Annotated in this window: 11 protein-coding genes; 4 read left to right on the top strand and 7 right to left on the bottom strand. The window is 56.2% G+C overall.

Annotation, left to right across the window (positions count from 1 at the left end; all coding sequences use genetic code 11):
• Window positions 1-80 precede the first annotated feature (80 nt).
• The 3 genes from MRBBS_RS16325 to MRBBS_RS16315 all read left to right on the top strand — a co-directional run bounded on the left by MRBBS_RS16325 (window position 81) and on the right by MRBBS_RS16315 (window position 3,832).
• A complete protein-coding gene (locus tag MRBBS_RS16325; protein ID WP_144012723.1) occupies window positions 81-1,253 on the top strand; it encodes a putative 2-aminoethylphosphonate ABC transporter ATP-binding protein in 1,173 nt (390 codons plus the stop codon).
• 17 nt (window positions 1,254-1,270) lie between these two features.
• A complete protein-coding gene (locus MRBBS_RS16320; RefSeq protein ID WP_014872691.1) occupies window positions 1,271-2,986 on the top strand; it encodes a putative 2-aminoethylphosphonate ABC transporter permease subunit in 1,716 nt (571 codons plus the stop codon).
• 63 nt (window positions 2,987-3,049) lie between these two features.
• Entirely contained in the window at window positions 3,050-3,832 is a 783-nt protein-coding gene (locus MRBBS_RS16315; RefSeq protein ID WP_014872690.1) for an inositol monophosphatase family protein, read from the top strand.
• Window positions 3,833-3,870: 38 nt separating this feature from the next.
• Here the strand turns inward: MRBBS_RS16315 and MRBBS_RS16310 are convergent, their stop codons facing one another.
• Window positions 3,871-4,779, bottom strand: a complete 909-nt coding sequence (locus tag MRBBS_RS16310) for an EamA family transporter (protein WP_014872689.1) — start codon at window positions 4,777-4,779, stop codon at window positions 3,871-3,873.
• 281 nt (window positions 4,780-5,060) lie between these two features.
• Between MRBBS_RS16310 and MRBBS_RS16305 the strand changes: the two genes are divergently transcribed.
• Window positions 5,061-5,795: a UTRA domain-containing protein gene (locus MRBBS_RS16305; RefSeq protein WP_041635351.1), complete on the top strand. Its 735-nt coding sequence runs from the start codon at window positions 5,061-5,063 to the stop codon at window positions 5,793-5,795.
• A 145-nt stretch (window positions 5,796-5,940) separates the two neighbouring features.
• Here the strand turns inward: MRBBS_RS16305 and MRBBS_RS16300 are convergent, their stop codons facing one another.
• The 6 genes from MRBBS_RS16300 to speB form a co-directional block, all read right to left on the bottom strand.
• The gene (locus MRBBS_RS16300; RefSeq protein WP_014872687.1) at window positions 5,941-7,389 is read right to left on the bottom strand and encodes an aldehyde dehydrogenase family protein; all 1,449 of its coding nucleotides are present in this window, start codon (window positions 7,387-7,389) and stop codon (window positions 5,941-5,943) included.
• 11 nt (window positions 7,390-7,400) lie between these two features.
• A complete protein-coding gene (locus tag MRBBS_RS16295) occupies window positions 7,401-8,150 on the bottom strand; it encodes an MBL fold metallo-hydrolase (protein ID WP_014872686.1) in 750 nt (249 codons plus the stop codon).
• Complete coding sequence (locus tag MRBBS_RS16290) at window positions 8,147-9,463, bottom strand: purine-cytosine permease family protein (RefSeq protein WP_014872685.1); 1,317 nt, start codon at window positions 9,461-9,463, stop codon at window positions 8,147-8,149. Before MRBBS_RS16290 ends, MRBBS_RS16295 begins: the two co-directional genes overlap by 4 nt.
• Before the next feature lie 94 nt (window positions 9,464-9,557).
• The gene (locus MRBBS_RS16285; RefSeq protein WP_014872683.1) at window positions 9,558-11,162 is read right to left on the bottom strand and encodes a 5-guanidino-2-oxopentanoate decarboxylase; all 1,605 of its coding nucleotides are present in this window, start codon (window positions 11,160-11,162) and stop codon (window positions 9,558-9,560) included.
• An 11-nt stretch (window positions 11,163-11,173) separates the two neighbouring features.
• Window positions 11,174-12,559: a YjiH family protein gene (locus tag MRBBS_RS16280; protein ID WP_041635350.1), complete on the bottom strand. Its 1,386-nt coding sequence runs from the start codon at window positions 12,557-12,559 to the stop codon at window positions 11,174-11,176.
• Window positions 12,560-12,609: 50 nt separating this feature from the next.
• On the bottom strand, window positions 12,610-13,560 hold the full coding sequence (speB, locus tag MRBBS_RS16275) for an agmatinase (RefSeq protein WP_014872681.1): 951 nt from the start codon (window positions 13,558-13,560) through the stop codon (window positions 12,610-12,612).
• Window positions 13,561-13,783: the final 223 nt, after the last annotated feature.

Genomic DNA, 13,783 nt, shown 5'->3' with positions numbered 1-13,783 from the left:
TTTTATGCCGAGCTAAAGCAAAGGCTTTAGCTCGGCTCTGCTTTTCGATTCCGATTCAAAGGTTGGGAAATGAGGTTGCTATGGCGGAAGTATCGAATCTCCTAGTTAAGGATAAACCTGAGACCAGAGAGTCCTCGGGTAGCTCACTGGATGAACCGCAGCACAAGAGAGTGAATAAACATAAGAAATACCTTGAGTTATCCGATGTAGTAAAAAAATATGGCGAATTTACTGCGCTCAACGGGTTGTCTCTGACCATATTTGATGGTGAGTTTATTAGCTTCCTGGGTCCCTCAGGCTGTGGCAAGACGACGCTGTTAAGAGCGATAGCCGGATTGGATTTGCAGACATCAGGCTTGGTGATCCAGAACGGCAAAGATGTGTCGGACGAGCCATCGAACAAAAGAGATTTTGGTATTGTTTTTCAGTCCTACGCCCTTTTCCCGAATCTTACTGTCAGGGACAACGTGGCCTACGGATTGGAAAATCGCAAAATGCCCAAGAAAGTCATTGCTTCCAAGGTTGAAGACTTACTGGAAATGGTTGGCCTTCCCGGCTCCGAATCAAAATATCCAGCTCAGCTTTCCGGAGGCCAGCAGCAGCGGGTTGCCTTGGCCAGGGCGCTCGCCACATCACCAGGTTTGTTACTTCTGGACGAGCCTCTTTCTGCACTTGATGCTCAGGTGCGCGTTTATCTGCGCAAAGAAATCAAGGCGCTGCAGAATAAACTGGGTGTAACCACCATCATGGTGACTCACGATCAGGAAGAAGCCCTGACAATGGCTGATCGCATTGTCGTAATGAACCACGGTGTTATTGAGCAGGTGGGCACACCTGAACAGATATATCAGCAACCGGCAAATGCCTTCGTTGCAGGCTTTATTGGAACCACTAATCTTTTATCTTGCCAACTGCTGAGCACGTCATCACTCAGTACAGCCGGTGTGAATCTGGCCTGTGAATGCCGAGTTGATATGGTGGGCCAAAAGGCACTCATGGCCATCCGTCCCGAGGACATTCGTGTCAGTAATGACTCGAAGGCGAGTGTAAATAGCTTAGACGTCACTGTTGATGATATCGAGTATTTAGGAGCGTTCTCCCGTGTCTTGGTCAGCCACAAAGACGGCTTGAAACTCAAAACCGAGTTCTCGATGAATGTTATGCGTGATCTCAGTATTAAGGTTGGAAAGGTGATTACGGTTACTCTTCCTGTTGAACATATTCGGCTTTTCCCAGAAGAGCGGTCGCTTTAAACGGGCAGGGATTTCCAATGCAGACTATCGTATACGATGGCAATAAAGCCGTTAGGCTTACCAAGCCAAAACTCAGCACTGATGACAAGGTCATGCGAGTGATTCTTGTAGTCGCAGCATTGATATTGTTGCTGACAATCGCTTTCCCCCTATACAGTATGTTGGCAAAAAGTGCCGAGAACTCTCAAGGCGAGTTCATTGGCTTTGCAAACTTCACAGCGTATTTTGCAAACCCTTCGCTTTATCAGTCCATCGAGCAATCTATTTTTGTTGCGGGCACTGCTACGCTAACAGTATTAACACTGTCCGTTTTGTATGCTTATGGCCTGACCCGAACGTGTATGCCTTTAAAAGGTTTTTTCAATATTGTGGCAATGATCCCTTTACTGGCGCCTTCGCTGCTACCCGCAATCAGTCTGGTGTATATTTTTGGTAATCAGGGAATAGCGAAAGAATTTCTTTTCGGGCACACCATCTATGGCCCTATTGGAATTGTAATGGGTCTGGTAATTTGGGTATTTCCTCCGGCACTGATGATCCTCAAGACGTCTTTGCAGAACACAGATGGACGTTTGTATGAAGCGGCGACCGTTATGCGGTCAAGCCCGCTGCGCACGTTCTTTGTTGTTACCCTGCCTAGCATCAAGTATGGGCTGATCAGCGCAATGTTTGTTGTTTTCACCCTGACAGCCACTGATTTTGGTGTTGCCAAAGTTATCGGCGGACAATACAACGTACTTGCAACGGATCTGTTTAAACAGGTCATCGGCCAGCAGAACTTCCAGATGGGAGCCGTAGTAGGCATTGTGTTGTTATTACCCGCAGTGCTCGCATTCTTTGTTGACCGTTATGTACAGCGTAAGCAGGTGTCGCTGTTAAGTTCGCGCTCAGTACTGTATGTGCCCAGCCGCAACCTCTTAAAAGACAGTCTTTTCTTCGTTTACTGCTTGGTTATCGCTGCGGTATTAATTGGCATACTTGCTATGGCGGCTTACGCGTCGTTCGTGACGTTCTGGCCGTATAATCTGACACTTTCTTTGAATAACTACGCGTTCGATATGATGGACGGGGGCGGATGGTCCGCTTTTACTAACTCACTAGAAATGGCGCTTTATACGGCGCTATTCGGCACCATCTTCATATTTACAACCGCTTATGCGTTAGAAAAAAGCCAGGGATTTCGGCGCATGCGCGGGCTGATAGGTATGCTTACTCTGCTACCGATGGCGGTTCCAGGGATGGTGCTTGGCTTGTCGTATATTTTCTTTTTTAACTCACCGGATAATCCGTTGAACTTTCTTTACGGAAGTATGGCCATCATGGTGATCTCTACAATCGTGCACTTTTATACGGTGAGCCACATTACTGCAGTTACGGCACTAAAGCAGGTGGCGCCAGAGCTGGAATCGGTAGCAGCGTCTCTTAATGTGCCCATTTACAAGACATTCTTTCGGGTAACGGTTCCGATGTGTCTGCCCGCTATACTGAATATTTCGACTTATCTTTTTACAACGGCAATGACAACGGTATCGGCCCTGATTTTCTTGTATTCACCTGATACGCAGTTGGCTTCAGTGGCCGTCCTGAATATGGAAGGAGCCGGCGATATCGCTCCGGCTGCTGCCATGGCCATGATGATTGTGATTACGTCTGCTGGCGTAAGGATAATACACTGGTTGTTGACGATGAAATTACGTTCGCGGCTGCTCCTCTGGCGATCACCAGCGCTTTAAGACGCCACAAATTCGTTAAATTCACGGGCCGTCTTAGACGGCCTCTCTTTTTGGGGAATTGCCATGAATATGAATGAATCCCTTTTGAAGGTTGTGCACGAGACTCTTGCCGAATCGGGCACCATAGCACGGCATTATTTTCGTCAGTCGCTTGCGGTCACTGCCAAAAGAGATTTAAGCCCGGTAACTCTGGCCGATCAGGAAATCGAGGCAGCCATGCGCAAGGTGATACACCAGCATTTTCCCGAGCACAGCATTGTAGGAGAGGAAGGGGAGGATCAGTTAGGAACGGGCGCTTATACCTGGACGCTGGACCCCATCGATGGCACCAAAAGTTTTATCAGCGGCCTGCCACTTTTTGGGACGTTGATCTGTGTATCGCGGGAAGAGCAGTTTCTGATAGGCGCCATTGATATGCCGATCTTAAACGAACGTTGGATTGGTGTTTTGGGGCAGGGTTCCACCTTTAACGGCACCCCCTGTAAGGCATCCGATGTTACTGACATCGGTTCGGCCACACTTTTCAGCACTGAACCAAATATGTTTAATACTGGCCAGGCTGAACGCCTCAAAAAATTGGAATCTGCGGTGAGGCTGCGCAGGTATGGCGGGGATTGCTACAGCTACGGACTTCTGGCTTCTGGCCATATTGATCTGGTAGTCGAGGCGAGTCTTCACCCTTATGATTGGATGTCGGCTGTGCCAATTATTCAAGAAGCAGGAGGCGTCATAACGGATTGGCAGGGAAACGCGCTGCATCGGAATAGTGAGGGTTCCGTGATAGCGGCAGGGACCCCAGAATTGCATTCTGCAGCTTTGGCGCTGCTCGCCGGTGCGAACCATTAAACGGGAAGTTTAAAACCTGGAAACGGGTTTCATTCATATCAAGCAAGGCTGATTAAAACGATCCCTGTAAAGAGGGTCAGAGTGCCGACCAATTTCGACGGTGTGCCTGGCTCTTTAAGCAGATAGATGGCAAAAATGACGGCAATAGGAATGCTGAGCTGTCGGAAAGCGACGACGTAACTGACGTTATCTACGTAGGCCATGCTAATCAGCACCAGCGCATAGGTGAGTGTCATCGCGAAGCCGGTTAATGCAGTTTTTGAAAGATGTTTGTGAGCGATCTCGCGCATATGCTCGCGATTATTCCTATTCGGTAACACTATGCAACATAACCATACCGAAGCGCTCATATTTACAAAAAACAGGTAGATCAGGCTTATTTCAATGACAGACAACTGCAAGGCTTCGTTGTTTCTGAGAATGGTCAGTGCTTTGTCATCGACGAGTGTATATCCGACAGTACCAAGAGCACTTACTAATGCAAAGCAACACGACATATTTATAAAGGTACGGAAACTGATCCTTCGCAGAGATGGGATGGGTATTATCAGGCAGCCGATCGAGACGAGTATGATGCCGCTCACGGCAAGTAGCCCAAGACTTTCTCCCTGCGCCAGAAGCGCTGTCATAATTGCGATAAGTAATACCGGTAACGCGCGTAATAGGGGATAGGCAACGGAAATCTCGCCGTGCTTGTAAGCGCCTGCCAGCGCCCACATGTAGACCGCCTGAAAAAAGCCGGTGAGCAAAATAAGCTCCCATATCAGAGACGGCAGCGACAACAAGTCTTCGCCGTTGATCAGAATAGCGGGAGTCAATAATAAGCAGGAAAACAAAGTGGCAATCAGGAAAAAGGCTGGAGACGGATGAACGGTTTTTCCGAGTAGATTCCAGCCTGCGTGTAAAAATGCCGAAGTAACCAGCAGAAGCCCTGCAAAAACACTCATACCACGATTCCATTCTACTAATTTGTTTAAAACTGAGGGTTTGGAGATAATTCACCTTAACGCTGTAACATAATTATGGTGTAGACCAGAATCTCTTGCAAGCTGAAAATCTGCGCTAATGACGTTTTTTATTCGAATTTTTGAGTAGCCAGCAGGGCTGTTTTTAATGCCCTGGACTTAGTGGAATATCATGGCAAGCTAATGGCTCAGTGCGTTGCTTAAGTACGGATCGCTACGTATAATTTCGCCGAATACTGATTATAATCACAGGTATACTCCGCATGAAAGATCTCCATATACCGTTTTATCTGAGGCTCAGGGATAAGCTGGCAGGCGATATTGAAAGATCGGTGCTGCAACACCATGCGAAGTTGCCGTCAGAGCGAGAACTCAGTAAAGCTTATGATCTTAACCGAGTAACCGTGCGCCAGGCTTTAATGCAGCTTGAGTCAGAGGGCCTAATATATCGGTTAATTCGTCGCGGCTGGTATGTTTCACCGCCAAGACTTTTTTATGATCCGTCCAAAAATATCAGTTTCATGGATAACGTTCGTGCTCAGGGCCACGTGCCGGAGACGATAATTCTTTCAAAGAGTGAATTGGTAGCGTCTGTTTGGACAAATCGCACGATGGGTGTTGAGCTCGGGGCCCCGGTGCACTTGCTTCGTCGATGCAGGATGATTGATGGACGTGCAGTCTTGGTGGAGCACATTCATATTAATGCAAAATTATGTCCGGGTTTACTGGAGTTGCCTCTGGATTGCTCATTGACTGCACTTCTTCGCGAACACTATGGCATTCGTATCAGCAGGACACGGGTGAATATGTACCCAGCACCGTTGAATGGTGATCAGGCTGCAGAACTTAATGTGGTTGCGGGTGCGCCAGGACTGTTTCTTACCCGAACCAGTTATGATCAAAATGATCAGGTCGTTGAGTTCGATCAGGAGTTCTGGCGCCACGATATAATTGAAATCGCGCTGGAAGTAGTAAACAACGCTGCTGACTCAGAATAGAGTCGTCCGGGTTCTGGCCGTACAAGACTTCGAACTTTTTTGACAGCACCAGCAACGAGGTCGTTTCTGCCCGAGTCTGATCTTCACGGCGAACTTCAGCTTTTGATGGTTTTACGACCATCGCGCTGATGTTTGCTCCAGTAAATTAGGTAGCAGGGCCGATGATGTGCTTGACCTCCAGGTAGGCTGCAAGCCCCCAGGGCCCAAGCTCTCGGCCGATACCGCTGCGCTTGAAGCCGCCCCAGCCGGTCTCTGACAGCACCAGTTGTTCGCTATTGAACCAGATGCTGCCGGCTTGTATTTCACGGCCGATTCGTTGGGCGCGTTCGCTGTCGCCGCTGATCACGGTAGCAACCAGGCCGAAGTCGCTATCATTGGCCAGCTCGATGGCCTCTTCTTCGCTGGCCACGCTGCGGCCGCAGAGTACAGGCCCGAAGATCTCTTCGCGCCACAGTCGGCTCGTCACCGGTACGTCGCGATAAAGCGTCGGGGCCAGGAAGTAGCCCTGCTTGGGCAGCTCCCGATGACAAGCATCACGTACCGCGACGAGCTGCTCGGCGGCGGCGATGTCGAGGTAGCGCTGCACGCCGTCACGCTGGTGGGCGCTGGTCAAGGGTCCCATGTCGGTCGTCGGGGAAAGCGGGTCACCGAGCCTGATGGCGTCGATGCGCTCGGCCAGTGCGGCATAAAGCGCGTCGGCGATGGTCTCGTGCACGATCAGCCGTGAGGTTGCCGAGCATATCTGGCCCGAGTTGAAATAGATCCCGGCCATCACCCAGTCGGCGGCCTGCTGCGGGTCGGCGTCTTCCATAACCAGAATTGGCGACTTGCCGCCCAGCTCCAGCGAGATGCCCTTGGTCGTGTCGCTTGCCGCTCGCATGACGGCTTCGCCGACCCGGTTGCTGCCGGTGAACGAGACCTTGTCGATGCCAGGATGGCGGCTGATGGGCGCGCCGATGCCCTGCCCATCGCCATGCAGGAGGTTCAGAACCCCGGCGGGCAAGCCGATGTCCAGGGCAATATCGGCCAGTACCTGCTCAGGCAACGGCGTTACCTCGGAGGGCTTGAGTATCACCGTGCAGCCGGCCGCGAGCGCCGGCGCAAGCTTCCAGGCGCTGGTCACCAGCGGAAAGTTCCAGGGGGTGATCAGTCCCACGACACCGACCGGGTCGTGATAGCAGCGTGCCACGACACCTTTCATCTCCAGTGCGACGGATTCTCCCTGACGGGCATCCAGCGCCCGCGCCTGTCCCGCATAGTAGCGATAGCAGGCGATGGCATCGTCCAGATCGATCGCCGCTTCCGCTATTGCCTTGCCGTTATTGGTCGAGGAAAGACGGATCAGCGCCTCGCGGCGTTTCGTCAGCGCGCCGGCGAAGCCGTCAAGATAGTCGGCCCGGCGGGTACCGCTCAGGCGCCGCCAAGCGGGCAGGGCGAGCCGGGCGGCTGCCACCGCGACATCCACGTCGGCGGGGTCGCCTGTGGTGACCTCGGCAATTACACTCTCGCGGAACGGGTCGGTGACTGCCAGGCGGCGCTGCCCTTGGCTGGTCACCCATTGGTTGTTGATGAACTGCTGGTCGAGCCGTTGCATGATGCACTCCGTCATAGATCGTGATTTCGTAGCCAGTCGTCAATCATGGCGTGCAGGTGCGTGCCGGAGAAACTCGGGAAGTGTCCGCCGTGGACTACTCGAGCTGGCAGGGCGCGCAGCCGCCGCATGCTGGTAGCGTAGTCTTTGAGGTTGCTGTGGAAGGCATCCTCAATCAGCGGGCCGTCGTAGATCAGGTCGCCAGAGATGAGGGTGGCGCTGGCGGCTTCCCAAAGGGCGATCCCGCCGGGCGAGTGGCCCGGAGTATGAATCACCTCGAAACGCCGATCGCCCAGGTCGATCTCGTCCCCGTCCTCGAGCAAGGCGATCTTGGGCGGTGCAGCGATGCGGTAGCCGCTGTGGGCATAGGGCGCCGGCGGCAGGGCGTCGAACATCTCGTCATTCAGGAACACCTCGGCCAGGGTGCTGGCGTTGTCCGGGGCGGCGAGGATATCGGCCTCGGTGCTATGCACGTGACAAGTGCCGAATTCATGGGCGGCGCCGATATGATCGAAGTGGGTATGGCTCGCCACGCCCACGATGTCACGCCCGGCGAGCAGCGCCACGTGTCGGCGCAGAGGGACGGCCCCCAGGCCGAAGTCCACCAGCAGGTCGCGTTCGCGACCGCGAACATGCCAGAGGTTGCAGCGGAAGAATGGCTTGATCCATGGTTCATCGATCAGGGTGATGCCGTGGTTCAAGCGTTGTGTGCGGTACCACTGATCCGCCGCGATGCGATGGAGGCTCGCTTGTCCCGGACTCATGCCTTGGCCTTCTGCTGGAGCTGGGTCACCTGGCGAGTGACGTAATAAAGGGTGCCGGTCAGCACGAACACCGGCAGCGAGGCACCGACACTCAGCGGGGCGACCCAGTTCCAGTAATAGGCCAGCACGGCGCCAATGATGTAGCAGCCAAGTGCCTGTGGATTGATGGCGGGGAGCCGGTCGGCCTGATCGATCAACTGTCGTGCAGTGTATTGGTCACGATCGATCAGGAAGTAGTCGACGATCATCAGCGAGAAGGCCGGGATGAACACGCTGCCGATGATCAGCAAGAAGGTTTGAAACTGGTCGAGGATGCCCGGGATCAGCGAGCCGATTACCGAGACGATGCCGATGATCAGCGCCGGCTTCCAGAAGGTGCTGCTGGGTCGAACGCTCATGAATGACAGTGTCGCGCTGTAGACGCACATCACGTTGGTGGTCAGTACCGAGAAGAAGATCACCAGTGCCGCGGGTAGGCCGAAACCGAAGCTGCTGAGTAACTGGGTGGGGTCATAAGTCTGCGGGAAGCCGATCGAGACCGACAGTGTGGAGACGGTGGCGCCCAGGCCCATGGCAATCAGCGTCGCGGCGACATAGCCGCCCCAGGTACCGATTACCGCGGCGCGCGGGGAGCGGCAGTGGCGATTGTAGTCTGCGGCCAGCGGAATCCATGAGAAGGCGGTGGCGATGATGATATCGAAGATTACGCCCGCGCCCAGGACCCCCGTGGCTTCCATCTCGGTGATGCTGGGCAGGTCGTAGTTGCGCGCCAGGGCGAAGACCACGACACCGGACAGCAGCAGCATCAGGACGGCGGCCAGTTTTTCCGCTTTCTCGATGCCGAGATGGCCTCGCAGGGCGATCAGTACGACGAGTCCTTCACAGATCACCGTGAACAGGGCGACGTTGGAGTATCCCGTTAGGGTCGAGACGGCATGATCGAGGCTCATGCCGGCGAGCAGGGCCTGGATCCAGCTCCAGGCGATCAGCGCGAGCAGGTTTACCCAGGCGGGGAAAACGGCACCCCAGCGTCCGAAGGTGCCGCGGGCCAGCACCATGGTGGTCATGCCGGTTTGCTGGCCCATCAGTCCAATCAGAACTAGAGGGATGATGCCGATGGCAGAGCCAAGCAGGACCAGCAGCATGGCATGCTGAAAGGTTAGGTTGGGAGCTAGCAGCATCCCGGTCAGAATAGTGGTCACCACGACGTTGGCTCCCAGCCAGAGGGCGAAGGTGCCGGGCATGCCCAGGCTGCGTTCGACGTGGTCGGCGGAAAGGGTGTCCTGACCGAAGGGGGAGGTGGAATGGCTCATTGCTGTTGTCCTCGTGAGTGATCGGTAACGCCTCGGGGCGATAAGGGAAAAAGTTCCGTGTCCAAGCCCATGGTCGTGCTTGCGCTGACGCCCATCAGTTGACCTGCCAACGGTGGGCGTCGATCTCGATCAGCATCGGGCCGTCCAGAGGCCGGCTGTCTAGTGCGGCGCTGAGGCTGGTGGGGCTGTCGACGCGAGTCGCCCGACATCCGAATCCGCGGGCGAGCGTCAGAAAGTCGGGGGCTTTGAGGTCGACGCCGAGGTGTTCGACACCGTGGGCATCCATGAAGCGGCGTATCTCCTCGTACCCGGCGTTGTGCCACAGCAGGACGACCACCGGCAGGCGCTCTTCCACGGCGGTGGCGAGTTCCGGCAGGGTGAACATCACGCCGCCGTCGCCGACCAGTGCGATCACCGGCAGTGCCGGCTGGCCGAGCTGAGCACCTATCGCGGCAGGAAGGCCGTAGCCTAGGGTGCCGTAGCCAGTAGAGGCGTTGAAGTAGCGCCTTGGCGCCGGCTGCGAGACCAGGTGATTGCCGGCATACACCGGGGCCGTCGAGTCGCCGACCAGAATGGCCTCTGGCAGTGCTGTCGCGAGGGCTGCATAGAGTGGCACGAAGGGCGCGAAGGCCGGATCGTTGGCCAAGTCCAGTTTGGCAAGGGCCAGCGCCGTGCGTTTCCGACCTCCCTTCTGCATGGGGCGCGGCAGACGCTCGACCAGCAGCTCGAGACTGCGCCCTGCGTCGCCCACCAAGCCTAGCGCCAGGGCTTGGTTGCGCACCAGTTGCTGGGCATCCAGGTCGATACGGATCAGCCGGCCGGTTAAGGCGAAGCCCTCGTCGAACACTACGTCGTAATCGGTCTCGCCGAGTTCGGTGCCCACCGCCAGGATCACATCGGCATTCGCCGCGAGCTCGCGTAGCGCCGGCAGGGCGGCGCTGGCGCCCAGGTCGAGCGGATGGTGTTGGCCCAGCAGCCCTTTGGCATTGATCGTGGTTACCGTCGGCGCGTCGAGACGTTCGACCAGTTGGCGCGCCGCGTCGGGGGCATCGACGCAGCCGCCACCGAGCAGCACCAAGGGGCGCTCGGCGGCCGTTAGCCATTCGACGGCTTGGGCAAGACCTTGGGGGTCCGGCGCCGGGCGATACAGCGTCGGCGCCAGCCAATGGCTCGGTGTCGCGACTGGCGCATCGAACAGGTCGATGGGAATTTCGATATGGACGGGTCCGGGTCGCTCGCTGCGAAACACTGCAAAGGCCCGGGCCAGCACTTCGGGTAGCTGGCAGGGATCGAGCAGCGTGTGGCTGAAGCGCGAGACCCCGGCGATCAGTTGTTGCTGACTGGGCAGCTCATGCAGGCGTCCCTGACCCATCCCTAGGGTGGCGCGACGGTTGACGCTGGAGATCACCAGCATGGGAATGGAGTCGGCAAGCGCCTGACCCATCGCCGTGGCAATATTGGTCATTCCGGGCCCGGTAATAATGAAGCACACCCCGGGGCGTCCGGTGGCGCGTGCGTAACCGTCAGCCATGAAGCCCGCGCCCTGTTCGTGGCGCGGAGAGACGTGGCGGATGCCCGCTGCATCGCCCCCCTCCAGACTGCGGTAGAGCTCGATGGTGTGCACGCCTGGGATACCGAAGACGGTGTCGAGGCCATAGGTATCACGCAGCAATCGAATCAGCAGATCTGCACACGTCATGTCAGAGTTCCTTATCCTACCAGCCAGTGGGCCATGACGACGATGATCGGCAGGGTAATGGCCGTGCGTAGCAGGAAGATGGCGAACAGTTCCCAGAGTTTCATCGGGATCTTCGACTTCAGCAGCAGGGCGCCGATTTCTGACATGTAGACGAGCTGGGTCAACGACAAGCAGGCGATCACAAAGCGCGTCAGCTCGCTCTCGATGTTGCTACCCAGCACCGCTGGCAGGAACATGTCTGCGAAGCCTACCAGGATAGCGGGAGCCGCTGCCTCTGCCTCCGGCAGGCCCATCCACTGAAGTACCGGCACGATAGGCATCGACAGCCAAGTGAACAGCGGCGTGAACTCCGCCAGGATCAGCGCTAAGGTACCAATGGCGATGACCAGCGGCAGCAGGCCGAAGAAAATATCGGCGACGTTGAACAGGGCGATGCGCACCAACTGCCGCGGACCAGGGGCCTTCTCCGCGCGTGCCACGGCCATGCCCAGGCTGAAGCGCAGCAAGCCTTGGTTGGCGGTAGGCTCCTCCTGCAGGCGGCAGCCTACCGGCTCATAATAGGTATTGGGCTTGAGCGACAGCGGTGGTAACCGTGGCACAATCACCGCAGCTATCAGGCCGGCGACCAACACCGTCAAGTAGAAAGGTACGAAGAGGTGGTTGATGCCGATGAAGTTAGCCACCAGGATCGCAAAGGCAATGGAGACGATGGAGAAGTTGGTGGCGATGGCCGACGCCTCGCGACAGTTGTAGAAACCCTTCTCGTATTGCTGGGTGGTGATCAGCACGCCGACGGTGCCCGAGCCCATCCACGAGGCAGTAGCATCGATGGCACTGCGCCCCGGCAAGTTGAAGATCAGGCGAAACGGCTTTCTTGCCATGCTGCCGATGAACTCCATGAAACCAAAGTCGACCAGAAGTGGCAGCAGGATGGCGGCAAAGAAAAAGAAGGTCAGCAGTACCGGTGCCAGGTCGTTAAGCATTACCCCGCCGGTAAAAGAAGCGGTGACGAATTCCGGTCCGACCTGGAAATAGATCATCAGCGCGAAGACGGCACCCAACGCCCGCATGACTATCCACAGCGGCGCCACGTCGAACAGTTCCTTGACTTTGCCCTCACGCGCCCAGCCTGGATGGGTAAACTTGACCACCAGGGTCAGTGCCACGGACAGGCATAGGACTAACGTAGCGATGGCCGGCAGGGCACCCCCCAGTAGGGCCTTGAGGCCGTCAGCGGCGAACCCCATGCCGATGTTGATGGTACCGCCCATGGAGAAGGGCACCAAGAAAAGCAGCACGCCGAGCAGCGAAGGCACGAGGAACTTAATCAGTCCATGTCGAGATAGAGGGGCGCCCTCAAGCGCTATGTTGTCGGACATATCGAGGGAAGATGACATACGGTACCTCAGCTTAAATTATCGTTGTTGTATCGGCGTGGCCGGGAATCTTAATCGCGGCGCATAACGCCGGGCAGCACGCAAAGCATCTCGTAGAGCAGGGTGGCACCCATGAGGGCGGTATTGCCGCTGGTGTCATAGGGCGGCGAGACCTCTACCAGGTCGCCACCCACGATGTTCAAACCGGCCGCACCGCGTACGATTTCGAGCCCTTGTGAGGCGGTCAGGCCCCCCATCTCCACCGTGCCGGTACCGGGGGCGACCGAGGGGTCGAGCCCATCGATATCGAAGGTTATATAGACTGGGCCATCGCCCATCTGCTCACGCACCTCGGCCATTAGTGGCGCGAGAGATCGATACCAGCAAGCCTCGGCGGTGACCACACGGAAGCCCTGCTCCCGACACCAATCGAAGTCATCGGCGGAGTAGCCGGTGCCACGAAGGCCAATCTGGACGACCCGTTGCGCATCGAGCAGCCCCTCTTCTTGCGCACGACGGAAGGGAGTGCCATGGGCGATCGGCTCGCCGAACATGTGATCGTTGACGTCGGCATGGGCATCGATGTGAATCAGTCCCACCGGGCCGTGACGCTTGGCGATGGCGCGCAAGATGGGCAGCGTGATGGTGTGCTCGCCGCCCAGGGTCAAGGGTATACAGTTGTGTTCCAGCAGCCGGTCGTAAAACTCAGTGATGATCTCTACGCTCTTAAGCAGGTTAAAGGTATTGATCGGCACGTCGCCGATATCGGCGACCTGCAAGCTGTCGAAGGGGGCGGCCCGGGTCGCCATATTGTAAGGGCGCAGCATGCGCGACTCATCGCGAATTTGCCGCGGCCCCAGGCGCGTTCCCGGACGGTTGGAGGTGCCGATATCCATGGGGATGCCGACGAAGGCAACATCCAGACCCTCGGCGGTGTCCTGCGCTGGCAATCGCATCATAGTGGCGGGGCCACCGAACCGAGGCATCTCGTTGCCACCCATAGGTTGGTTGAAATCGCTCATGTTCTCTCCTTGTTGAAGCCTTTTCGAGGCATTGTTATCGAGTCGGCTGAATATCCAGCCTGATATCGTGATTTTGTTCTTATAGATCGTTAAGTAGTCGATAACTCAGCAGTTCTCGTGCCAAGTGCGGAAGCCCGCTGTGAGGCACATGGTCACCGTGATTGATGCATAAACGAATCAATAGCACGGAGTTTTGATTCGAAAATGAATCATCGATACCATA

The sequence above is a fragment of the Marinobacter sp. BSs20148 genome (assembly GCF_000283275.1).
Classification (GTDB): Bacteria; Pseudomonadota; Gammaproteobacteria; order Pseudomonadales; family Oleiphilaceae; genus Marinobacter; species Marinobacter psychrophilus.
Note: the sequence above shows the minus strand (reverse complement) of the source record. Positions and strands in the feature narration are given on the sequence as shown.